Source organism: Brachyspira murdochii DSM 12563, from assembly GCF_000092845.1.
In the GTDB taxonomy this organism is placed as follows: Bacteria; Spirochaetota; Brachyspiria; order Brachyspirales; family Brachyspiraceae; genus Brachyspira; species Brachyspira murdochii.
In genome coordinates, this window is sequence record NC_014150.1 from 346,408 (window position 1) to 371,986 (window position 25,579).

The following is a 25,579-nucleotide window of genomic DNA, read 5'->3' on the forward strand; positions in this document are numbered from 1 at the left end:
TATTATAAAAGTAAACACATAAAAATAATAGCAATAAATATTTATTTCTTAATTAGAGCTATTAATAGCATGTTTAAACCAATCTTTTCCTTCAACTATTCTTGAAACTAACATACCAGCCACATTATCACCAACAGAATTAACCATAGTAGCAGGAGGGTCAACTAGTATACCAATAGTAGCTATTAGAGGGAAAGCCTCTGGAGGAAAACCGTATATAGAAACTATTAACATTTCACTGATAAGTCCTCCGCCCGGTATTGCACCATTGGCCATACCAGCAAGTACAACAAATACTATAGAACCAATCCAAACTTCAATACCTGTAAAATTCATTCCAAATACGCCGTAAAGAAAAGCTATTTTTAAGATTCCGCTCAAACAAGTTCCGTCCATATGAGCAGTCGCCCCTATAGGCAAAACTATATTTCTAACATCTTCACTTATTCCTATTTTTTCAGATGCTTCCAAGTTTATAGGAAGTGTAGCAATAGAACTTTGTGTTGATAATGATGTTATCATAGGAGTTATCAAATGCTTCATAGATTTTACACCATATTTTCCAGCGGCAATATAACCGTATATAGGGAAGAAAATAATAAAGTATAAAAATGCAGCAGGATAATAAACAGCACATGCTCTGGCATAAGTACCTATTAATTCTGGTCCGAACTTACCTACTAAATTGGCAAAATAAGCACCCAAACCTATAGGAGCATAATACATTATAATACTTACCAATTTCATCAATGCTAATGTAGCACCGTCAATAACAGCAACAAGCGGTTTAGCTTTTTCTCCTACCAGCTTTATAGAAAAACCAAAAAATAGAGAAAATACTATAAGAGGAAGCATATTACTTATAGAAAGCAAATCTTTAAAATCTGTAACTGTTATCATTTTTACCAACTGTTCTGATACTTTAGGAGGATTAGGCTCTTCTACCTGAGTTATAGGTATTTGAAAGCCTTCAGCTGGATTAAATACTCTTACTGTAATTATCATTATAGTTGCAGCAATAAGTCCAGTAATAATAAACACTACGAACATTGAAGCTACTATTTTTCCCAATCTTTTCATATCGTCCATCTGAATGATAGAGTTTGTAATAGATAAAAATATTAAAGGAACAACTACTGTAAAAAGTATATTAATAAAAACATCTCCAAAAGGTTTTAATACAGCAGCTTTTTCCTTTAGTATTATACCCAATATACTTCCAATCACTACTCCAGAAACTAAAAGTATAGGGAATTTATAATTTTTCCAGAAAGAACTTTTCATATTATGCCTCCTATTTTTTATTTATAATTTTTATTTTTTAATTGTGAAGATACTTTATTTACAAACTCCTCTATATATTTAAAATCAGTTGCAACATTCACTCTTATAAATCCCTTACAATTATCAGAAAACCATTCACCAAAATCTATAGCTATTTTACAGTCATCTTGTATAAACTCTTTTACTCTATCTGAACTAACAACTTTTCTTAAATCTATAAAAGGTAAATAAGTACCTTCCAAAGGGCTTGTTATTATTTCTGGAACTTTTGCTTTTAATTCATCTCTTATATATTCATAATTGCGTCTTATTGTTTTTAAAAGTCCATCAACCCAATCTTCTCCGTATCTGTACGCTGCTTCTGCCGCTACCATACCAAGCAAACTTAATTCTGTTCTATTAACCGTATTTACAAATTTATTATATTTTTCTCTCATTTTCTCATCTGGTATAACTATATGAGAGTTTAAAAGACATGCCAAATTAAATGTTTTTGAAGGTGAAGTTAAAACAACTAATCTGTCCAAATATTTATCTTTATTTTTTATAGAAAGTGCTGAAATAAAAGGACGATAACCCAAATTTATATCTTGGTGAATTTCATCAGAAACAATATACACATTATGTCTTTTACATATATCAAAAGTTTTATCTATTTCTTCATCAGTCCATACTCTTCCAGCTGGATTATGAGGATTGCAGAATATCATTAATTTTACATTATTTTTTACTATATCATCTTCTAACTTTTCAAAATCTATAGAAAATACTCCGTTATCATTTTTTAGCTCGCATTTAATTAAATTTCTTTCATTATCTTTAACTGCATTATGAAAAGGATAATAAACAGGTGTAAGTATTACAACACTGTCACCCTTATTTGTATATGCATTAACAAGCCAATATAATGCTGTTACTAATCCAGTTGAAAAATTTATCCATTCTTCTTTTAAGTCTATATTATATCTTTTCTTCTGCCAATTAAAAAATGCTTCAAAATAACTGTCCCACAAAACAGTATATCCAAAAACCCCATGATTTACTCTTTTGTTTAAAGCCTCTAATACTTCATCAGGAGCTCTGAATTCCATATCTGCCACCCACATAGGTATAAGTCCGCCTACTTTAAATCTCCTGTCCTTTATTGTGTCCCATTTTTGAGAGTTTGTACCTTCTCTGTTTACTAAATATTTGCTGTTAAATTCTTCTATTGTCATAAAATATTCCTTAATTTAATATATAAAGATATATAATATAGTATATACAAATAGTTTATACTGTCAATAAAATTTGATAGTTTATATATTATTTTTATATTTTATCATAAAAATATATAACATATTTGTTTTTTATAAAATTATAAGATATAATACATTTAATAATAATTAATGGGGTAATTTTATGGATAATTATACTAAGTCTGGTTCTGTAGTATTAGATGATACGGATAGAGCTATAATACAATCATATGAAAATGCTGTAAAAGGAATAGCAAATATATTCGGAACATATTGCGAGGTATTAGTTCATTCATTAGATAATTATGAACATGCTGTTTTATTTATAGAAAACGGGCATAATTCTTCAAGAGATGTAGGGGCTCCAATAACCGATTTAGCTTTAGAGCTTATAAACTCGGTACATAAAGATAAAAAATTTTTAGAATCTTATGAATCAAAATTTCCAAATGGAGACAGATGCAAATCCGTTACAATACCTATAAAAAATAAAGACAAATTAATCGGCTTATTATGCATCAATATAAATATGGAGGTAAGCCTTATAGATTTTATGAGAGAATTTTCTATAAATAAAAATGATAGTGTAGAACATACTCATTCTGAAAATTACAGTTCTAATATTGACGACATGATAAAATCTATACTTAATAAAAATATTAATGATATAATACTGGATATGTCGATACCAAATCAGGAAAAAAATAAACAGATTATATTAAAACTTCATAAAATAGGTTTTTTTCAATTAAAAGGTTCTGTTGAAGCATTAGCTGAAAAACTTCATATTTCAGTTCATACAGTTTATTCAAATATAAGAAAATATACATAAAAATATATCCGTACTTGTTTTAAAACTTATTCATAATATTTTAATTTAGTGAATTATATATTATGTGTTTTAATATTTGAAGAATACAAAACATATTCATACGAATATAACTACAATCATGAATTTTAAAAGCTTGAATATATAATTTAAAAAATTACAAAATATATATGTCAATATGTTTTAAAACAAGTATATTAAATATTAATCCCACCAAAAATACCAAACATTAGATTTTAATAATGTACCTGCTAATTTTCCATGATCATAATTTTCGCCGTATTGATCAACCCTATCCAAACAAAAATAATAATGTTCTATAGCAAGCTCTCTAGCCTCTTCTTCTGTATTAGGAAGTTTTTCTATAAAAAGCTCCCAAGTATCATATCCAACTACTGCTGGATAAGCATTATATTTTTCATACCAATATTTAAAAATAGCTGTCTGTGTTTCAGGATTAGGACAGTCATTAAATCCTCCCATAGGGATATAGCATGCCAATTCATAAGGATTAAGAGTAGGAATTTTTGCTAATATTAAATCAACAGTACTTTTGGTTTCATAATCATAATATGAACCAAAACTATCAAATACTTCAAATCCTCCTTCTACAGGAGCATTAAATGATTTTCTTATCTCTTCAATATATTCTTTATCCTCATAAATATCTTCTATATTCTGATTTAAATATTTTTTATAGTCTATATCTTTTGACTTTTCTATATACTCATTTATTAATTTTCTTGAATCTTTTATATCACAGTCATTATCTTCCAAAAAACACTCTATTGCCTCAGTAAGCATATCACTTGGTATTATAATTAAAGGTATATATCCTTCTTTTTTTCCTTTTTCAAGATTTTCTTTATACCAATTCATTATATCAGTGTCATCTTCAAGTCCGCCCTCAAGTATATCATAATCGCATTTTAGAAAATCGGTTATAAACTTAATATCTTCATTCATATGTATTCTCCATTATCATTTTTGTATAAAAACACTATGTAATTATAATTGTAAAAAAATCATAATATAATTTACTCTGACATATATGCCCTACTAAAATTATATATTCCAAATATATCATAAATCACATCATTAAGATTTTTACTTTGCATAACTGTACCAGAATAATAGAATATAGGTATAATAGCCATATCGTCCATAGCTATGCTTTCTGCTTTATGGAGATATTCGCTTCGCTCTAAATCACTTTGAGAGAATGCTGCATCATACAAAGCTTTATCAAATTCAGGATTACTGTATCTTCCCTCATTAAGAACATAACCTGTTTTTACCAAAGATAAAAATGCCTGAGGACTATTATATCCTCCTATCCAGCCTTGTCTAGCCATATCAAAATTCCCGTCTCTTCTAGTCTGAAGCAGTACAGCCCATTCTTCCTGACTTATTACCATATCTATATTAAGTGCCTCTTTAAGCATAGACTGTATACTTTCAGCAATAGTTACATGAAATCCGGGATTAGTTAAAAATTCAAATACTGGAAAGCCTTCCCCATTAGGATATCCAGCCTCTGCAAGCAAAGACCTAGCCTCTTCAACATTTTTCTGATAGTCTTCGCTATTAACAGAAAAATATCCGTCTTTTTGATATCTAAAATCATTAGTACCGTAAACATCTTTTATATTATAAGGTACTATAGCAGCTGCAGGTTTCTCTCCAGCCTTCATTATATTATTTACTATATAGTCTCTGTCTATAGCTAAAGAAATAGCTCTTCTTACTCTCTCATCATTAAAAGGGGCTTTTTTATGATTAACCTCATAAAAATAAAGTGATACATTAGTAACTACCCTAGCAATTCCCTCTTCAATAAGTTTTGCTCTATCATTAATAGGGGCATTATGATAAAAAGATATCTCTCCGTTTAAAATTGCAGACATTGCTGTATTATCATTATCTATAAATTCAAAATTTATTATATCAGGCTTAATTTCTTTATAATTCCAATAATCAGTATTTTTTCGTACTACTAATCTTGAATTATGATCCCATCGTACAATCTGAAAAGCTCCGTTTCCAACCATAGTATCAGTTTTTAAAGTCCAGCCGTCTTCATCTTGACTGACAATATCCTCACGCAAAGGTGTATATGCAGTATGAGCCACCATCTCTGGAAAATAAGGTACAGGATATTCCAATTCTACGTATAAAGTTTTATCATCTAATGCCTTAACTGCCAATGTATCTTTATCTTTATTACCCATCATAATATCACTAGCATTTTTTATAACATCCAAAAGTATGGAATATGATGCTCCGTTTTTAGGATCAACTATTCTCTTCCAAGCATAAATAAAATCATCAGCCGTTACATCCATTCCATCGCACCATTTAGCATTACTTCTAATATTAAAAATATATATTGTGTTATTATTCGATGATACCCAACTTTCAGCAGCACCGGGTATTATATTTCCGTTTTCATCTTTAATAGTAAGATTTTCAAATAAATGAGTAGTATATATCATAGCATCTACTGCTGAGTTTATAGTAGGATCTATTGTCTGGGGTTCTGGACCTACAGAAACTGTTATCTCATTTAAAATGTTTTTAGGTTTTTTATTACAAGATGCCAAAAAACAAATTATTATAAATAATAAAAATGTAATTAATATATTCTTTTTCATAAAATCATATTCCTAATTAGAATTATTATTTTTTAATATCGAAAAAAAATATGATTAACTAATTAAAATATTTTAATTTTAGATAGTTTCATATATTAATACCTTTTCATTATCTATAATGCTCTTAAAACTATTATCTACAGCATTATAATCAATGATATCAGCAATATAAATTAAATCACTTTCATCAAAATCATCTTTTATTCTTGACATCTCATTTAATGATAATTTGGCATTAATATCTATAACTATATCAATATCTGAAAATTTTTTATTTGTACCTTTTACTCTTGAACCAAATAAATATACTTTTCCGTATTTTATATGTTTTTTTAGAATATCTTTTATAATTTGAATTTCATTTTCAGTTAGGCTAATCATTCATTATTTTCCTCTAAACGTTTCAAAAGATATTTGGCATAAGGTAAAAATGCTGATGCTTCATTAATCACTTCCAAAGAAACTTCATTTGAATAAATATGAGAAGTATAATTTCTAGCATCTTTAAATCTTATCCATTTTTCAACATCATCTATAAGTAAATGTTTAGCTGCCAATCTAAATAATTCTTTTTTGGTTATACCGCTAGTTATGTCTGGATTTATATTCTCATTGAGCCATCTTTGTATAAATTTCCAACTTTGTTCAAAAGCTACTTCAAAGTTTTGTATTACTCCAGATCTTATTGTAAGTATTAAATCTTCATCATCTGTTTTAATTCTATCATATACATTGATTGATTTTTCTAATGCAGTTATAGATTTTTTCAGACTATCCAAATTTAATATCATAAAAAACCTTAAAAATAGGGCATCTTTCAAGAAAAGATACCCTATCAATTTTAATATTTATTATTTATATATAAAATTATTTCAATGCTATATTGTAAGTATCCATAGCTATAGCTTTTTCTTCATCAGTAGCTATAACATAAAGTTTAATAGCAGCACCATCTTTTTCAAAACTAGCACATCCTCTAGCTTTAGAGTTTTTATCAGCATCACATTTAATACCAAGCTCATCTAAACCTTCAAGTATTCTTCCTCTAATAGAAGAACTATTTTCACCTATACCGCCAGTAAATACAATGCCATCAACATGACCAAGAGCAGCCATATAAGCACCTATATATTTTTTTACTCTGTAGCAGAACATTTGTATAGCAAGCTCAGCTCTATGATTAGTTTTAGAAGCCTCTTCCAAGTTTCTCATATCATTGCTTACTCCAGAAACACCTAAAAGTCCGCTTTTTTTATTTAAAATATTATCCATTTCTTTCGGAGATAAATTTTCTTTAGCCATAACAAAAGTAGCAGCAGCAGGATCCATATCTCCAGATCTAGTACCCATTACTAAACCTTCTAATGGAGTTAAACCCATACTTGTATCTACAGATTCTCCGTTTTTTACAGCAGTTACACTTGCACCATTACCTAAATGGCAAACTATAACATTAGCATTAGGTTTGTTTTCAGCTTTGCAGAACTCTCCGTAAACATATCTATGTGAAGTACCATGGAAGCCATAACGGCGTATTTTATATTTGTCATACCATTCATGAGGAACAGCATACATATAGGCATATTCTGGTATTGTTTGATGGAAACTAGTATCAAAAACAGCAACCATTTTTACATCTTTTAATATTTCTTTACAAGCAGCTATACCCTGCAAACCAGCTGGGTTATGTAAAGGAGCTATATCACAGCATGCTTCTATAGCTTTTATAGCTTCATCTGTAACTAAGGTGCTTTTACTGAATGCTTCTCCTCCGTGCACAACTCTATGACCTACACCTGATATTTCGCTCATATCAGATATAACTCCAACTTCTTTATCTGTTAGAAGAGAGAAAATCAAAGACATACCTGCTTTATGGTCAGCAACTTTTTGCTCTAATTTTTTTTCTTTGCCTTTTTCTACTGCTGTGTGTTTTAAGGCACTTGTTTCTTCGCCTATCTTTTCTAAAAGACCTTTAGCTAAAACTTTTGCTTCTGGCATAGCAAATAACTGATATTTAATACTAGAACTGCCAGAATTAATTACCAATACGTTCATATAATGACTCCATAGTTTTTAATAATTATAATTTAGTTTATTATAACATAATGTATATATTTATCAATGAATTTTTATTTTATTGTAATGATTAAATATTAATATTATAAAAAATGATTTAAAAATATACCTGTTTAAAACTTATTAGTACTTATAAATTTTTAATTTGGTATTTTGTGATTATAATTTAGAGTTTTGATAAAAGACATCATAAGAGTATAAAACCTAAAAATAAATTTAAAAAATTATAAATATTTATATATATTATAGCTATAAATAAAAAGACTTTAAATATTATAAATATCTAAAGTCTTATTTTAATAAATTATTTTTCAATAATATTAATTAATTATTTTTATAACGATATATTATTAATATTTTTTTACATTTCCATCTATATCAAGCAATATATTTCTATATTTAGGAACATAAGGCTTACTAATTTGAGAAGATGATTTATACTGCATAGCATTTATACTATTTGGAATTTGTATATTTACTGCACTTGGATTATCTCCTACATAAGTATCTTTGTTTAAAGCAATTTCAATATTAGAGCTCAATTTTCTTGTAGACAAATTATTATCACTAACAGTTCCCAAAGAGCCGTAATAAGCAACCAAAGCACCGGGATATAACGGCACTGTTTCACCAGAACTTCTAAAAACTGGATTTACACCAGATAACTGATAACTAAATACCCCTTCCATCCAGTTTAGTAATAATTCTTCCCAAGTATTCGCTATGCCTCTGCGAGAAACTGAACTAAGAATTTTATTATAATCATTAACCTGAGATGAAGAGGCTATATCTCTAAAGACAGTTTTATCATTTCCGCTTTCATTATAAATCCAATTAACAAACACAGAAGCTGAAGGATAATTTGCAAATATATTCATAGGAAGAGACCAAGTATAAAAGCAGTAATATCCTCCCATATCATTAAATTCCTCTATTCTTGAAGCAGCTGTTATAGGACTGTACAATATTGAAGTAGATTCTGAAAGGGCTTCATTTAACCATACGTCCATAGCTCTTCCTTTATTTATATCATTAACATTAAAGTTAATCAAATGCTGAAGCTCATGAAGTATTGTACCAGACATCGTTTCAGGAACACTATTAACTAGAGTTAAATCCATATACAATATTTCAGCATCATTAAAATAACCTAGTAATAAATCTGCTCCATAAAAATAACCTAATGTAACAGTAGAAGCTCCCGGCGGATTCATAGAAAATAAAAGAATATCTATTTTACCATTTCCATCAACATCAGTATGCTGTCCATATATGCTTACCAAATCACTATAATATTTATTAAAATCAGAACCTATTTTTGATACAGAAGACCTTTTTACATCTGCTCCGTTTTCTACATATATTATCAAATTATCAGATTCTGCATATGTTCTGAATAATTTTATTTCTACCGTATTATTCTCATTTATAACTCTAAATCTTTTAGTTACAGAAGTATATTCATCATAGTAAGTTAATACTCCGTCATCATAAACAGGATTATTGTAATTACTTCCTAATATACTGCCTACAACACCGCATGAATTTAAAAATATAATAGAAAGAATAAACAATATAATATATTTCTTCATAATCTCTCCAGATAAAATAACATAAATATTTACATAATAACAATAATACATCATAAATATAAAAAATCAATTCGTAAATATTTTATATATACTAAAAATAGTATTTTTATACAGGTAATATAAATAATATAGTCTGTAATTCTTATTGACAAATTTTAGTTACACAATTAAATTTATAAAAATAAATAAATATATCTTTATTATTACTGCATTTTATTATTTTTTATCTTTTATTTTTTACGATGTTGCTGTAAAATAGCATTTATATAATAAAGATTTATTTTTTATGCTTTTATACAAAAAATAATCAAATTGGAGATTAACAAAATGAAAAAATTAAATTTCATAATTGTATTAATGTTTATATCAACATTAATATTAAGTGCAAACACAATAGAAGATGAAGTATTCAGACTAATTAACTTAGAAAGAAGCAAAGTATCTCTTCCGCCTCTTCCAAATAATCAAAGACTTCATTCTCTAGCTTTATATCATGCTGATAATATGGCTAAAAACAAATTCTTCAGCAATATAGATTTAGACGGATTAGATTCTAAAGCAAGACAAGTAAAATTATACCCTGAAATGGTTGGAAATATAAGTGAGAGTTTAGGAAAACTAGATGTTATACCTTTCACCGATAAAAAAGCGGCTGAAAGTATAGTAAAAAATTTAATGGCTACTCCAGACAGTAAAAAAAATATCTTAAATAAAAATTTTAATGCCATTGGAGTTGGAGCTGTAAAAAGAGGTGTTGGAGTATATGTTACTGTAACATTTGCCGACATAGTTGCTGAATCTGTTGATTTTACACCTACTGCAAAATATGGAGAAGATATAACTGTAAAATACAGAATATTAAACGGTGCTGCTTTTACTGATTTTAAAATTGCTGTTGAGATGGCTGATAAAGAAGCACGCATCACCGGAGATGATGGAAAAACCTATATAGGAAATATTATATACGATGTTAAAGATATGGGAAACAGCATACTAGGAAGAACTTTTAAAGCTGAATATGGAAAAGGAGATTATAAAATTTCTATACTATATAAAGGACAGCATTTCTTAAGCAATGTAAGAACTATAACTGTAGAATAAATATCTTTAAACGGAAAATTATAAATGAAGTTCAGAAGACGGTTTGACATAAAAAGCGGAATAGACCTAACCCCCATGATAGATATAGTATTTAATTTACTTATATTTTTCATGGTGGGTACTACTATCATAGAAACTCCTCAAATAGAGATTAGTCTGCCAAAATCTACTTCGGCTGTAGGTGCTGAAAAAAATGAGACTATAATAATAAGCATATCCAGAGACGGCAAGAAGTATATTAACGGCTATGAAGTAGAAAATCTTGATAATAATCTTAAAGAATTAGCAAATACAGAAGGAGAGTTGGAAAAGCCTGTAGAAATACGTTCCGATGAAGATGTTAGAACGCAGGTTTTAATATCTGTAATAGATAGTGTTAAAAATGCAGGTTTTACAAGATTAAGCATAGCTACTGAAAATGCTAAAGAGAATTAGAATAATTTAATTTATCCGCTTTTTATATTCACCGCTTCTTTTTACATCATAGACCCACTCTTTATTATTTAAATACCAATCTATAGTTATATCAATAGCTGTATTAAAATCATATTGCCTTTTCCATCCTAATTCATTTTTTATCTTTTCACAATTAATAGCATACCTTCTGTCATGACCTGCTCTGTCTTTTACAAACTTTATTAATTTTTTATAATAATCTTTTTCTTTATTCATTTTGGATGCTAATTTTTCACATAAAATATTTACCATATCAATATTCGTCATTTCATTTTCTCCGCCAATATTATAAGTTTCACCTACTCTGCCTTTATTTATAATATCTAATACAGCATTATTATGATCTTCAACAAATATCCAATCTCTTATGTTCTTACCATCTCCATAAACAGGCAAATATTTTTCTTCAATAATATTTAATATCATAAGCGGTATTAATTTTTCAGGGAATTGATACGGTCCGTAATTATTACTGCAATTAGATATTGTAACAGGTAAATTATAAGTATGATAATATGCTTTTACAATATGATCGCTTGAAGCCTTTGAAGCGGAGTAAGGACTTCTAGGATCATAAGCTGTTGTTTCATAAAAATATCCAGTATCTGATAATGAACCATAAACTTCATCTGTACTTATGTGATGAAAAAGTTTTCCGTCTGCATTATCTTTCCATAAATTACGTGCTGCTTCTAATAATGTAAATGTACCAATAATATTAGTTTCAACAAAATTTTTAGGTCCGAATATTGAACGGTCAACATGACTTTCTGCGGCAAAATGAACTACACAGTCTGGTTTATACTTTTGAAATATACTATTGACTTTTTTAGCATCACAAATATTTACCCTCTCAAAATAATATCTGTCTTTATATTTATTTTTTATATCTATTAAATTTTTTATATTACCAGCATAAGTTAAATCATCTATATTTATGACTTTTATATCATAACTAGTTTTCTCAAAAATATATTTAATAAAATTAGTACCTATAAAACCGCATCCGCCAGTTACTAAAACTGTATCAAACTTTCTCATAAAATATTAAAATTATAATAATATTTATATATAATTTTTATTCTCTAAACTGTAAAGAATACAAATATTGATACTTACCGCCTCTTTTCATCAATTCTTCATGTGTTCCAGACTCTATTATTTTACCATTTTCAACAACGCATATATAAGTAGCATTTTTAATAGTAGAAAGTCTATGTGCTATAACAAATGTAGTTTGAAGATTAATAATATCATTTAAAGCTTTCTGAACATACATTTCACTTTCGGTATCCAATGCACTTGTAGCTTCATCAAGTATGAGTATAGAAGGTTTTTTTACTACGGCCCTTGCCAAAGCTATACGCTGACGCTGCCCTCCTGATAACATTACACCTCTAGGACCAATATGAGTATCATAGCCATTAGGAAGTTTAAGAATAAACTCATCAGCATGAGCTATTTTTGCTGCTCTCACTAGTTCATCGTCTGTGGCATTTGGATTAGCATACAAAATATTTTCTCTTACAGTACCATAGAATAATATATTTTCCTGTGATACAACACCTATCTGATTTCTTACACTTCTAGTATTTAATTCATTTATATCAATACCATCAAATCTTATAACACCGCTGCTTGGAGTAAATAATTTAGGTATTAAACTTATAAGTGTAGTTTTACCGCCTCCAGAATTGCCTACAAAAGCAACTACATCTCCTTTTTTAACATTGAAACTTACAGGTCCCAAATGAAAAGGATCACTGTTACTTCTTCTAGGATATTCAAAATTGACATTTTCAAAAGTTATAGAATGCTCTATAGGTTTCATTTCTTTTTTAGTAGGGTCATTAACATTTTCTGCAGGTAAATCTATAATTTCAAAAACTCTCATAGCTATCATTTTAGTCATCTGCAAATTTATAACTATACCAGATAAATCTCTTACAGGAGTAGATATATTAAGCATATAAAGCAAAAATCCCCATAAAAACTCAAAAGGCATTTCTCCTTTAAATATTAAAAATCCGCCGTAAGCAAGTATAACAAGCATAGCGACTATCATTACAAGTTCTGTCATAGGTCTGTTTAAAGATGTTAGCAAACTCATCTTTCTCATTAAATTAATAAGCTCACTGTATAAAGTTTTATATCTTGAAACTTCAGCATCCTCTTTAGAAAATATTTTTATAACCTCTATTCCCCTTATATCTTCCTGAATAACAGAAGTGGTACTTCCTAAAAAATTCTGCTGTGCTGTAACTCTTGTTCTTATAAGTTTTGAAACCTTATCTATACCCAAAGCTATTAAAGGGGCAGCCACAAAGCAAGCTATAGTAAGTTTTACATTTAATATAAGAAGCATAGCCAATGTAAGTATTAAAGTTAAAGGCACAGTTACCATATTAGGCAATGTACTAGATAAAAAACTCTCTATACTTCCCGACTCATTTATAACTCTGCTCATTAAATCACCTTCTTTTTCCTGCTTAAAATATGCTATGTCAGTATTAAGAAGTCCTTTCATCATATCAGCACGCACATCTTTTCCTATCTCCTGAGCAGTAAATGCAAAAAGAAAAGTCTTTACATAGTCAAATCCAACCCTAAACAATACATAAATGAAGCCTATTATAATTATAAATGTAAACTGAGCAATTATAACAGGATTTGCAATAGGATCAGCAGTTAAAAACTGCTGTGCTAAATCTTTTGTGTTTATATTGCTAAATCTAGCTGTTAAGTCAGCAACAAATGGTATTTTATCTAAAATATCAACTCTTTTTCCTCCTGTTATAGCTATAGCCATCTGTCCAAAAAATGGAGGAAGTATATTTATTATTGTATAACCTATACTTAAAAGGAAAGAAGGTATAAACAATTTCTTATGACGCATAGCGTAAGAAAACATTCTTTTATAAGGATGTTTTTCAGGATTAGAATAATATTTTTTTCTATGTTCTTCAGTAACAGCACCATAATCAAATGGTCTACTATCTTTCTTAAAAAATTCTTTTACTTTTTTTATTAACATAAACTAATATCCTATTTTTAGTATTCAGTATTTTGTGAGGTGAATTAGTATTCTATTAAATTTTCACCATACTCCAAACGCAGTTTTCTATCAGCCATATTAGCTATAGAAACTGAATGAGTAACTATTATTAAAGAAGCATTACTCTGTTTTGTCATATTCCATAAAAGCTCTCTTACAAGCTCAGCATTTTTTTTATCTAAGTTTCCAGTAGGCTCATCAGCCAAAACAACACTAGGTTTATTTATTAATGCCCTCGCTATAGCAACTCTTTGTGCCTCTCCGCCAGAAAGCTCCCCTATTCGATGATCCATTCTATCTTTTAAACCTACAGTTTCAAGTAAATATTCAGCCTTTTGCTTCGCTTCTTTTTTATTATATTTAAGCATTAAAGAAGGTATCATAACATTTTCTACCGCACTAAACTCTCCAAGCAAATTATGAAACTGAAATACATATCCAAGTGAACTGTTTCTAAAATGAGCAAGCTGTCCTTCATTCATTTTTCCTATATTATTTCCAGCTATATTTATAATACCATCAGTTATATTGTCTATTCCGCCTATTAGATTTAAAAGTGTAGTTTTTCCGCTTCCAGACTCTCCTGTTATGGCAAGTATTTCATTTTTATATACCTGTAAACTCAATGACTTTAATACCTCAACTTTAGGAGGACCAATATAAGTTTTTTTTAAGTTTTCTATATTAATGATAACATCACTCATACCTTAGTACCTCCGCAGGTTTATATCTGCTTGCGATATAAGCAGGTATTATAGCAAATAATACAGAAAGCAAAAATGAAATACAAGCTACCATTATGACCTGAGAAGCATGTATTATGGAAGGAAGCCCTCCGCTTACATAGTATATATCTGAAGGGAAAAAGTCTGGAACTATAGGTATTGATATATTAGAGCTAATAGCTGACGGTATAAACCAAATAATATTAACTATCGCCTGAAGTATTATTCTTATACCTTCCAAAGCCTCATTTACATAATTGGCAAGGAGTACACCAAATATCACACCAAGCACCGTACCTATTACACCTATTATAGCACCTTCCAAAAAGAAAACTTTAGCAACATTTGAAGGTCTCAAACCTAATGTTTTTATTATAGCAATATCACGCCTTTTATCTTTTACAAATATTATCTGGCTTGAAGCAATATTTAAGGCCGCTATTAATATTATAAAAGAAAGTATCAAAGCAAGCATCAATTTTTCAGTATGAAGTGCCTGAAAGAAATTCCTGTCAAAAAGCATCCAAGGCATAACATTATAAAATTCTTTTAAATCACTGTCTATTTGTTTGGCTACTTTATCAGCATCAAAAAAATTCTTTACCTTAACTGCTACACCAGTAACAGCATTACTGTAGCCAACCATAGACTGACCTGCAGAAAGCGGTACTATAACCATTCTGCTGTCATATTCATAATATCCTGTTTTATACACCCCCTTAATTGTAAAAGTTGTTTTCTGAGGTTTGAATCCTCTATCAAAACTGCCAGAAGCAGAGATTATATCTATAGTATCTCCAACTGATAAAGCATAATCCTTTGCCATTTCTGAACCTATTAATGCCTCATTGGTTTTCATATCTTTATTATTGCCTTCAACAAAATTAAAATATTTTATAAAATCTTTATCAGTAGAAAATATATTATCTTCAAAGGATCTTACAGTAATTAAAATAGTAAAATTATAAGAACGCATTATACAAGGAATGACTATATACGGGTATGCACTGGTTATATCTTTATTATCCATTATATTATCAACAACATATTTATAATCGCTAATAGCACCATCACTGTAGGAACTAATATTTATATGGGCACGCATACCAAGTATTTTATCTCTAATATCGTCCTGAAAACCATTCATCACAGAAAGCACAGTAATCATTACCATATCGCCTACTAATATACCAAGAACACATATAATTGTAATAACAGAAACAAATGAAAATTTTTTTTTGGCTCTTAAATATCTAACGCCAAGCATTAACTCTAATCTCAAAACATCTCCTTGTGCTTCATAATTAGTATATTATATATTATATATAATAAATTTAAACCTATTTTCTTACTGTATGAAAAATTATTTTTTATAATAAAACTTATATAAACTTTGAATAATGTTAAAATACATACACAAATTAATTTTACTATGATTATAAACAAAAATAAAAAGTTAAAACAAATGAAATTAAGCATAAAAGAAAAATACAATGATAATTTTTTAGAAAAGCAGAACTTAGAAGAAAAGCTCCAAAATATCAGAGAATATATGCAGCTCAGATAAACAACAAAAGAATTGAACATATTCTTAAACTGTCAAAATTATTATTGCATATATTTTGAAGCAAGCTGTACACTTGTTGGAAGCATGTTTAAACAATGGCTTATGATACTTTTAGAAGAGAAAATAGAAGAAAATGGATTTGTTTCAATACATAAATTTAATAATGGAAAAAAGTATGAAGAAAAAATAACAAATATAGAAGATTTAGCACAATGCAATATAGGAATGCTGATATCTATAGTTAATAATTACAGAATGCTTCCAAAAAATTAATATAATTTTCGCTAAAACACTTCAATCTGTAAGAAACTGCGTACTTCATAATACTCTTCCTACATTTAATATAAACGGCAATATTATGAAGCAGAATTAAAAATAAATTTAAACTATAACAGAACCAAAACTATATAAATATCAGTTGATGAAAAAATACTTATACAATAGCACAAAGCTCTATAGAATTATGGTCATATTTTTTATTAACACGCACAAGAAAACTAATAGAGTTTTTATTTAAAGAAAGAGTAAAAAATATTATTTGCTTGAAGATTTAGTTTCCCAAGGAAATAAAAGCCAATTATCATGATTAATATTTTTATAATTGTATCTAGGCTTTATTTTACTTGTATGTTCTCTTACAAAAAGAGTTGCTATATCAAATTTCTGGTCATCAAAATATTTCAGAGTTTCTCCAGTATCTGATATATCATCAACTATTAAAGCAGCCTTATTTTTTACTTTTAATCTCCAAACCTCTTCCATATTAAGAACCATAGGAATTTTAAGTCTATGTGAAAGCATAACAGCAGGGACTAATCCGCCTCTTGCCAAACCATAAATTACTTCATAATGTATTTTAGAATCCTCTATCTGTTTAGCCAAAATCTCAATAGCTTCATCTATATCTGCCCAAGAAATTACATCATATTCCATACAAAAGCTCCTGTAAATTTAAGAACGCAAACTAATATTAAATCTTGTTTTAAGCATTTCAAGCAAAGATTTTTCAGCATTGTTAATATCTTCTTCTCTTAATGTTTTATTAGGATCATAATATGTAATAGATATAGCTATAGACTGCTTACCTTCTCCTACCTGTTCTCCTACATATCTATCAACAACATCAACATTTTGTATAATATTATTAAATCTGCTTATTGATTTTATAACTTTATTAAACTCTATATTATTGTCGCATACCAAAGCCAAATCTCTAAATACTGCAGGATATTTACCAATGTCTTTTAATTTTTGCTTTTTAACTCTTTCTTTAACAAGTTTTAAAGTTTTTCTAATATCAATATCCAAGAAATATACTTCTGTGTTTATATCGAAAAGAGATAATAATTTTGGGTGAAGTCTTCCTATTATACCGATTCTTTCACCAAATATCATTATCTCAGCAGACATTGTAGGTATAAACCATTTATGCTCTTTAGGTATCAAATTATAATCAGTGCATTTTAGATCTTTAATCAAAAGCTCTTCAACAATACCGCTCATATCAAAGAAATCATAAGGTCTTGAATCTTTATTCCATAACTTCTCCTGATAAAGTCCAAACATAACAGCTGAAAGATGCTTTTCCTCTACAAAATTATCATTTTCTTTATAGAAGATATTTCCAACCTCAAATAAAGCTCCGTTTTTATGTCTATGATTTTGATTATAAAGAACACTATTTAAAAGAGATACCAATGTAGTAGGTCTTAAAACGTCCATCTCAGTTGTAAGAGGATTAACAACTTTGATTAATTTTTCTTCTTCTATTCCTATTGATTTAAATATATTACTGTCGCCCATAGAATACTGTTTAGTTTCATAAAGTCCGTAAGAAGCCATTCTATGTTTAACAAAACTTACTTCTTTATAATCAGTTTTTATAGGATTACATTTTATATGCGGTACATTTGATTCTATATTATTATATCCATAAACTCTGGCTATTTCTTCTATCAAGTCTTCAGCAATAGACAAATCATGTCTGTAGCTAGGTATTTCAACTTTTAAATTATTTTCACCAAGTGCAACAGCCTTAAAACCATATCTTTTAAATATAGAAGATATCTCCATTTTACTCATATTAAGACCTAAATATCTTTTTACAAGTCCGCAGTCAAAGACTATAATAGTGGAGTCAAATTGTCTTACATTAAGTTCTTTTGACCTTGAAGCTATTTTACAGCTGTTATCCAAAGTAACTATTAAATCAACTACCCTATTTAAAGCTGCCAGAGTTAATGTATGATCTATCTCTCTTTCAAATCTGTATGAAGCATCTGTTTTTGTATTGGTAACTATAGTAGATTTTTTTACTGCTATATGATCAAAACAAGCACTTTCTATTAAAATAGTTTTGGTTTCAGGCTCTATTTTTGTAGCATCGCCTCCCATAACTCCTGCAACACCTATAGGCTTTTCACTGTCTGCTATAACCAAAACTTCATCAGTAAGTTCAACATCTCTTCCGTCAAGTAATTTTATTTTCTCTCCATTTACAGCATTTCTTACTATAATTTTACCATCTTTAACCTTATCAAAATCATAAGCATGCAAAGGCTGACCATATTCCAACATAACATAATTGGTAACATCTACTATATTATTAATAGGGTTAATACCGCACATTATAAGTCTTTTCTGCATCCAGTCCGGAGAAGGACCAACAGTTATATCTTTTATGAGCCTTCCTACATATTTGTAGCAGCTTTCCTGATTTTCTACAGTTATATCAATATTTCCGCCGGCAGCATCATAAGTATTAACAGAAGGAATGCTTACTCTTCTTTCTAATACCAAAGAACATTCACGGGCAAACCCTATAATACTTACTAAATCTCCTCTATTTGCCGTAATTTCTACATTAAATATATGATCCGTAGTTCCTACTATTGTAGAAAGAGAATTTCCTAAAATACTGTCTTTATCAGCATTAACTTTTTCTATATCATCATCAAGTATCCAAATACCATAAACGCCTTCTATTTCTTCGTATCCTAATTCTGTTCTTGAACATATCATACCATTACTTTCAAAACCGCGTATAGAGGCTTTTTTTATAGTAAGTCCGTTAGGTAGTTTGGCACCTATCATAGCAATAGGAACATATATACCTTCTCTTACATTAGGAGCTCCGCATACTATTGAGAGTGTATCACCATCACCTACATCAACTTTACAAACACTTAACTTATCCGCATCAGGGTGCTTATGAACAGATATTATTTTACCAATAATAACACTTGGTATATCTCCCCCTGTAGTTTCTATTGAAGAAATTTCACTTCCTGCAAGCGTTATTTTTTTGGCGATTTCTTCTACAGTAAAACCGTCTAAATTAACAAATTCTTTAAGCCAACTTAATGGAACTCTCATTATTATATCCTCTATATTAATTCACTTATAAATCTATATTAAAAATACTTGAAACATTAAATATTAATTACCATTGTTTTAAGAAATCTATATCATTTTCATAGAACATTCTTATATCGGTTATACCATACTTAATCATAGCCACACGTTCTATGCCCATTCCGAAAGCAAAACCTGTATATTTAGTTATGTCATAGCCTACATGTTTAAATACATTAGGGTGTATCATACCTGCTCCCATAAGTTCAAGCCAGCCTTCACCTCCGCAAGTTTTACATCCGCTGCCGCCGCATATTACACAGGTAGCACTCAAGTCCGCACCGGGTTCAACAAATGGAAAATAATCTGGTCTTAATCTTATCTGTGTTTTATCTCCAAACATTCTTTTACAGAATAATTCAAGGATTCCTTTCAAATCATTAAAACTTATACCGCTATCAACCATAATACCTTCTACTTGATGAAATACTGGAGAATGCTTTGAGTCTATGGCATCTCTTCTAGCACATTTACCGGGAGAAACAACAGCTATAGGAGGAGGAGTTTCAAGCATTGTCCTTATCTGCATGCCTGATGTATGAGTTCTTAGTACATTTTCTTTAGAAATAAAGAAAGAATCATGGCTGTCTCTTGAAGGGTGATAATAAGGTATATTTAAAGCTTCAAAATTATGAAAATCATCTTCTATTTCATTACCTTCAACTACTCTGAAACCTATTTCAGTTAAAATAGATACTATTTCTTCTTCTACGCTTGTAAGAAGATTGACGCTTGCTGCTTTAGGTCTTCTGCCCGGCATAGTAATATCTATTTTATTTTTCTCTAGAGATAAAAGGAATTCTCTATCTGAAATTTCATTTTTCTTTTCAGACAAAGCATTTTCACAATAGTTTTTTATTTCATTAATCTTTTTTCCAAACTCTTTTTTTTCTTCGATATTTTCTATAGATGATAAGCTTTTTAAAAGTTCTGTAATTTTTCCTTTACGTCCAAGATAATGAATTCTTATGTCATCTATTTCTGACTGAGTATTAGCATTTTCTATACTGTTTTTTAAAAAGCTGTAAAGCTCCTCTAAATTATCCATTGTTTTTCCCTAAACTAAAATTAACTGTTATATTATAATATAACATAAAATTATTTTCAATACAATAAAAATACTATAATAAATTAGTGAAATTTATAGAGAATAATTTACACAATTTTTTTAATATTTTCAATAAAAATTCTTGATTTTTCCAAAATATTTTCATTAATATCGTTAAAAATATAAATAGATATAACATTTTTTACGTCTTTTTAAAAATTTAATAGTATTTTAGTATATGTTGTATAATAAAACTATTTTAATAATTATTTACAGTGATCTAAAACATAGCCAGCATGGCTTTACTCCTAAGCAGACAGTCAATGCTTCGACACACGCAGTTCTTTTGCGTGACCTTACTAGGCAGACAGAAGGAAATACCGTTAAATATAGCATACTAACTTAAGAGATAACCATATACAATAAAGAACGGGATTTTTTAAGCTTAAATATGTAATTTATATAACACATATAAAACACTTGCTTAGCAATAATAAATATTATGCATTTTAATAATAAAATTATGAACTTACAAAAAAATATTACTTTAATATGTTTTGAAACAAGTATAATTTTTTTACTAGTAGTTTAGAATACTCTATATTAGTATCTAAATTTTACCGCTTTTATACAAAATAAAATCAGCATATAATAATAAAATAATATAATTAAAAAATCGTAATTTATATTTTTTATAAACAAAAAACTATTTGCAAATATAATAAAAAATATATATATTAATAGATAGTAAAAATATATTGGAGAACATATGAAAATATTAGGTATAGATACTTCCTGTGATGATACTTCTGCTGCTATAGTTGAAGATGGAAATAAAGTTTTATCATCAGTATTAAGCTCATCAATAGACGCTCACAAAGATTTTCAAGGCGTAGTTCCAGAAATTGCAGCAAGAAAACATTTGGAAGCTATACTTTATGTAATAGACAAAGCTGTAAAAGATGCTGATACATCATTAGATAAAATAGATTTATTTGCAGTTACAAACAGACCGGGACTTTTAGGTTCTCTTCTTGTGGGAGTAGGAAGTGCAAAATCTTTGGCTTTTTCACTAAATAAACCATTACTAGCATTAGACCATATAGCAGCACATATTTATTCACCTCATCTTACAAATAATATAGAGTTTCCATATATAGCATTGGTTGTATCTGGGGGGCATACTATAATAACAGAAGTTCATGACTACGGAGAATATAAGGTTGTAGGCACAACATTAGATGATGCTGTAGGCGAAGCTTTTGATAAAGTAGCCAAGTTTTTAAATCTAGGATATCCGGGGGGACCTATAATAGACAAACTTGCAAAAGAAGGAAATAAAGAAGCCATAAAATACCCTGTTATTTTACTTAATGGTATAGATGAATATAATTTCTCATACAGCGGGCTTAAAACAGCATGTGTATACTCCACAAAAAAATATTTAAAAGAAGGATGCGAAGCTACAAATGAAAATATAGCTGCCGCCTTTCAAATAAGTGCCATAGAGCCTTTATATATAAAAACTCTCAAATATGTTCAAAAAAGCGGTATAAAAAGAGTTACATTATCTGGAGGTGTTGCCTGCAATAGTTATCTTCGTGAGAGATTTGGAAACTCAAAAGATTTTGAATGCTATCTTCCAGCTTTAAAATATACTACCGACAATGCCGCTATGGTAGCAGGACTTGCATACTATATGAAAGATAAAGAAAGTTTTGCCGACTATAATTTGGACTGCTCTTCTAGGGTGCTTAATAAAAAGTATAATAAGAACAAGAGTATTAAATAGTATTTTTTGAATTTATAATTAAGGCTTTACCATTACAAATTAAGTAATTAAGTAAAGCCTTATTTTTTTATTAAAAAATTTATATTATTTGTTTTATTTATTTTTCAATAAGCCATTCATCACCATATTTTTTAACCTCTAAAATTACAGACTCTCCAGCCTCATTACTTATGCATAGAGAATCTCCATCATAATTTACTATATCTTTAAGCGTCATTTCATTAGTTATAATATTAAGATAATAATCAATTTCCTGAGCAGCTAAAAACCAGTCTGCTTCCATACCCTCAACAGCTCCGTCATTTTGTTTATTTTCTTCCAAATAATTTTTTATTTCTTCAAAACGATTTTCTAAATTTTTAATATAATTGTCAGAAAAATATCCTGAATTTTCAAATTTAGCTATATAGAGATATACATTCTCCATGTTAATCTCATAATATCCGCCGCCCTCAAAATCAAAATCTACAATTTTATTAAAAATATCATTTAATTCACTGTAATTTTCAGCATACCATCTGCAAGCATTATAATACGCTTTTTCTTTAGTGCTTTTATCATCATCATTTATTATTTCAGGAGCTTTTTTATATATACCAGTAAATCCATAGCTTCCGTTAGGTTCTGTTACCATAATAGTATCAGCACTTATAGGCTGAATAGATATAATATAACCTCCATCAGCACCTACAACCTCTTCATAATCTAAAGTCTGAGAACCTATACCGCAATAAGGTTCAACATACTGATTTTCTGATAATACCATTTTATCTGTATCTGTACTTTGAATATTAGTTACTGTCTGTCCGTTTTCATCTGTAGTTATGTTAATAGCATAGAAATAAAATGTTCCGTCATCATTTTTCTTTAATTCTATAGAAGAATTATTATTTGAATATACACCATCAAAATTATAATTATTAATATCTCCTACTTCTTCTGGTTTGTAGTCTGATTCTGATATTAATATACCTCTTGATATTCTATTGTATTCATCAAAAGTTACATCGGCTTTATTATCATAAGGAAAATTATCAAAGTTGGGATTTTCTTTTACTTCTCTATAATAGTAATTAGAATAATAATTTTCTTTTTCCCATTTACTCATTATAGTTTCATTAGGGTCGCTTTCATATCCTTGATAATTATCTTCATAAAGAATTCCGTTTTTTACTGAAAAGCCTTTATAATTTGCAGCAATATTACTTGGTCCTTTTTCGTACTTATCCTGTATATTATAAAGTTCATAATAATAAGCATTAGTTCCATCTTTTGAAGATTCAAATATATAATTTTTATCTTCTCTATATTTTCCATGCTCAAATACATATTCTATATCGCCGTTATCTTTGAAAGTGTATTTAGCACTGCCGCTTATAATTATTTTATTTTTTACCTTTTCTAAAAATGCTTCATCTGCCTGTGATAATATTTCTACTGTTACTCCTAGTATAGTTTCATTTGACTGCACTGTTTCATTTGTATTGACATTGTTATTAGAAGTAGTTTGATTATCACTTTTATTACCGCATTGAATTATAATTAAAGACATTATTGTAATGAGTAAAAATATTTTCTTCATAGTTTTTCCTTAAATCATATTATAAAAATAAGTATACTATGTAGATGTATTTATTTCAATATAAGTATTATTAATTATGTATACACTAAAAAACTTTATAAAATAAAAAGGCTTTACCAACAAATAATTGATAAAGCCTTTAAATTTCAAAATAAATAAAAATTAATTAGACTGCTTTTTAAATACTCCGCTAAATCCATAGCTTCCATTATTCTCAACTAAAACTAAAGCATCAGAACTTATAGGAGTTATATCTAACATATATGTACCATCAGCACCATAAACTTCACCATACTCCATAGAATTGTCAAATATCTCACAATAAGGCTCAACATACTGATTTTCTGATAATAACATTTTACTAACATCTGTACTTTGAATATTGGTTACTGTTTGTCCATTTTCATCTGTAGTTATGTTAATAGCATAGAAATAAAATGTTCCGTCATCATTTTTCTTTAATTCGATAGAAGCATTATAACCATTTGTATATACATTATCAAAATTATAATTATTAATATCTCCTACTTCTTTTGGTCTGTAATCTGATTTTGATATTAATATGCCTCTTGATATTCTATTATACTCATCGAAAGTTACATCTGCTTTATTCTCATAAGGAAAATTATCAAAATTAGGATTTTCTTTTACTTCTCTGTAGTAGTAATTAGAATAATAATTTTCTTTTTCCCATTTAGTCATTATTGTTTCAATAGGATCGCCCTCATAACCTTGATAATTATCTTCATAAAGAATTCCATTTATTACTGAAAAGCCTTTATAATTTGTAGCTATATTACTTGGTCCTTCTTTGTATCTATCTTGTATATTATAAGTTTCATAATAGTAGGCATTAATTCCATCTTTTGAAGATTCAAAGATATAATTTTTATCTTCTCTATAACTTCCATGCTCAAATACATACTCTATATCACCGTTATCTTTGAAAGTATATTGAGCATTTCCGCCTATTAATATTTTATTTTTTACTTTTTCTAAAAATGATGCATCTTCTTTTGATAATATTTCTGCTGCTGGTATGGTTTCATTTGACTGTACTGACTCATTTGTATTAACAGTATTAGTTTTATTACCGCACTGAATTATAAATAAAGACATAATTGTAATTAATAAAAGTATTTTTTTCATATAATCTCCATAAC

At 28.5% G+C, this 25,579-nt stretch carries 22 protein-coding genes; 5 read left to right on the forward strand and 17 right to left on the reverse strand.

Translation table 11 applies throughout. The features are described 5' to 3' along the window. Positions 1-48 precede the first annotated feature (48 nt). Positions 49-1,284 carry a dicarboxylate/amino acid:cation symporter gene (locus BMUR_RS01355; protein WP_013112797.1) on the reverse strand — a complete coding sequence of 412 codons (1,236 nt, stop codon included), beginning with the start codon at positions 1,282-1,284 and terminating at the stop codon, positions 49-51. Positions 1,285-1,301: 17 nt separating this feature from the next. After that, positions 1,302-2,501, reverse strand: coding sequence for a MalY/PatB family protein (locus BMUR_RS01360; protein WP_013112798.1), 1,200 nt, complete (start codon positions 2,499-2,501; stop codon positions 1,302-1,304). Between the two features lie 184 nt (positions 2,502-2,685). Here BMUR_RS01360 and BMUR_RS01365 point away from each other — a divergent pair, with 184 nt between their 5' ends. Next, positions 2,686-3,354, forward strand: coding sequence for a helix-turn-helix transcriptional regulator (locus BMUR_RS01365; protein ID WP_013112799.1), 669 nt, complete (start codon positions 2,686-2,688; stop codon positions 3,352-3,354). Positions 3,355-3,555: 201 nt separating this feature from the next. Here the strand turns inward: BMUR_RS01365 and BMUR_RS01370 are convergent, their stop codons facing one another. From BMUR_RS01370 to BMUR_RS01395, 6 genes are all read right to left on the reverse strand, one after another. After that, positions 3,556-4,317 (reverse strand): DUF4253 domain-containing protein, encoded by a 762-nt coding sequence (locus tag BMUR_RS01370; protein ID WP_013112800.1) that lies wholly within the window; start codon positions 4,315-4,317, stop codon positions 3,556-3,558. A gap of 71 nt (positions 4,318-4,388) precedes the next feature. Beyond that, positions 4,389-6,005 (reverse strand): peptide ABC transporter substrate-binding protein, encoded by a 1,617-nt coding sequence (locus tag BMUR_RS01375; protein ID WP_013112801.1) that lies wholly within the window; start codon positions 6,003-6,005, stop codon positions 4,389-4,391. 78 nt (positions 6,006-6,083) lie between these two features. After that, positions 6,084-6,386 carry a nucleotidyltransferase family protein gene (locus BMUR_RS01380; protein WP_013112802.1) on the reverse strand — a complete coding sequence of 101 codons (303 nt, stop codon included), beginning with the start codon at positions 6,384-6,386 and terminating at the stop codon, positions 6,084-6,086. Continuing rightward, positions 6,383-6,796, reverse strand: coding sequence for an HI0074 family nucleotidyltransferase substrate-binding subunit (locus tag BMUR_RS01385; RefSeq protein ID WP_244833481.1), 414 nt, complete (start codon positions 6,794-6,796; stop codon positions 6,383-6,385). Before BMUR_RS01385 ends, BMUR_RS01380 begins: the two co-directional genes overlap by 4 nt. A 76-nt stretch (positions 6,797-6,872) precedes the next feature. Beyond that, positions 6,873-8,063, reverse strand: coding sequence for an acetate/propionate family kinase (locus tag BMUR_RS01390; protein WP_013112804.1), 1,191 nt, complete (start codon positions 8,061-8,063; stop codon positions 6,873-6,875). A 371-nt stretch (positions 8,064-8,434) separates the two neighbouring features. Continuing rightward, the gene (locus BMUR_RS01395) at positions 8,435-9,676 is read right to left on the reverse strand and encodes a M30 family metallopeptidase (protein ID WP_013112805.1); all 1,242 of its coding nucleotides are present in this window, start codon (positions 9,674-9,676) and stop codon (positions 8,435-8,437) included. A gap of 327 nt (positions 9,677-10,003) precedes the next feature. Between BMUR_RS01395 and BMUR_RS01400 the strand changes: the two genes are divergently transcribed. Further along, on the forward strand, positions 10,004-10,777 hold the full coding sequence (locus BMUR_RS01400; protein ID WP_013112806.1) for a CAP domain-containing protein: 774 nt from the start codon (positions 10,004-10,006) through the stop codon (positions 10,775-10,777). Positions 10,778-10,801: 24 nt separating this feature from the next. Next, the gene (locus BMUR_RS01405) at positions 10,802-11,212 is read left to right on the forward strand and encodes an ExbD/TolR family protein (protein ID WP_013112807.1); all 411 of its coding nucleotides are present in this window, start codon (positions 10,802-10,804) and stop codon (positions 11,210-11,212) included. Positions 11,213-11,218: 6 nt separating this feature from the next. Here the strand turns inward: BMUR_RS01405 and rfbB are convergent, their stop codons facing one another. Genes rfbB through BMUR_RS01425 form a run of 4 tightly spaced genes read right to left on the reverse strand, consistent with a single transcriptional unit; the run spans position 11,219 to position 16,280 of the window. After that, complete coding sequence (rfbB, locus tag BMUR_RS01410; protein ID WP_013112808.1) at positions 11,219-12,274, reverse strand: dTDP-glucose 4,6-dehydratase; 1,056 nt, start codon at positions 12,272-12,274, stop codon at positions 11,219-11,221. 37 nt (positions 12,275-12,311) lie between these two features. Next, entirely contained in the window at positions 12,312-14,267 is a 1,956-nt protein-coding gene (locus tag BMUR_RS01415) for an ABC transporter ATP-binding protein (RefSeq protein WP_013112809.1), read from the reverse strand. Positions 14,268-14,311: 44 nt separating this feature from the next. After that, entirely contained in the window at positions 14,312-14,992 is a 681-nt protein-coding gene (locus tag BMUR_RS01420; protein ID WP_013112810.1) for an ABC transporter ATP-binding protein, read from the reverse strand. Further along, positions 14,985-16,280, reverse strand: coding sequence for an ABC transporter permease (locus BMUR_RS01425; RefSeq protein WP_013112811.1), 1,296 nt, complete (start codon positions 16,278-16,280; stop codon positions 14,985-14,987). Before BMUR_RS01425 ends, BMUR_RS01420 begins: the two co-directional genes overlap by 8 nt. Positions 16,281-16,664: 384 nt before the next feature. On the opposite strand from BMUR_RS01425, the gene BMUR_RS01430 reads away from it, so the two are divergent. After that, on the forward strand, positions 16,665-16,853 hold the full coding sequence (locus BMUR_RS01430; protein WP_013112812.1) for a hypothetical protein: 189 nt from the start codon (positions 16,665-16,667) through the stop codon (positions 16,851-16,853). A gap of 261 nt (positions 16,854-17,114) precedes the next feature. Here the strand turns inward: BMUR_RS01430 and BMUR_RS01435 are convergent, their stop codons facing one another. The 3 genes from BMUR_RS01435 to pheS all read right to left on the reverse strand — a co-directional run bounded on the left by BMUR_RS01435 (position 17,115) and on the right by pheS (position 21,042). After that, the gene (locus tag BMUR_RS01435; RefSeq protein WP_013112813.1) at positions 17,115-17,513 is read right to left on the reverse strand and encodes a phosphoribosyltransferase; all 399 of its coding nucleotides are present in this window, start codon (positions 17,511-17,513) and stop codon (positions 17,115-17,117) included. An 18-nt stretch (positions 17,514-17,531) separates the two neighbouring features. Continuing rightward, entirely contained in the window at positions 17,532-19,961 is a 2,430-nt protein-coding gene (gene pheT, locus BMUR_RS01440) for a phenylalanine--tRNA ligase subunit beta (protein ID WP_407636421.1), read from the reverse strand. 61 nt (positions 19,962-20,022) lie between these two features. Continuing rightward, positions 20,023-21,042: a phenylalanine--tRNA ligase subunit alpha gene (gene pheS, locus BMUR_RS01445; protein WP_013112815.1), complete on the reverse strand. Its 1,020-nt coding sequence runs from the start codon at positions 21,040-21,042 to the stop codon at positions 20,023-20,025. Between the two features lie 769 nt (positions 21,043-21,811). Between pheS and tsaD the strand changes: the two genes are divergently transcribed. Next, a complete protein-coding gene (tsaD, locus tag BMUR_RS01450) occupies positions 21,812-22,834 on the forward strand; it encodes a tRNA (adenosine(37)-N6)-threonylcarbamoyltransferase complex transferase subunit TsaD (RefSeq protein ID WP_013112816.1) in 1,023 nt (340 codons plus the stop codon). Between the two features lie 97 nt (positions 22,835-22,931). Here the strand turns inward: tsaD and BMUR_RS01455 are convergent, their stop codons facing one another. Both BMUR_RS01455 and BMUR_RS01460 read right to left on the reverse strand, forming a co-directional pair. Next, positions 22,932-24,416: a hypothetical protein gene (locus BMUR_RS01455; protein ID WP_013112817.1), complete on the reverse strand. Its 1,485-nt coding sequence runs from the start codon at positions 24,414-24,416 to the stop codon at positions 22,932-22,934. Positions 24,417-24,578: 162 nt separating this feature from the next. After that, complete coding sequence (locus tag BMUR_RS01460) at positions 24,579-25,565, reverse strand: hypothetical protein (RefSeq protein WP_013112818.1); 987 nt, start codon at positions 25,563-25,565, stop codon at positions 24,579-24,581. Positions 25,566-25,579 lie beyond the last annotated feature (14 nt).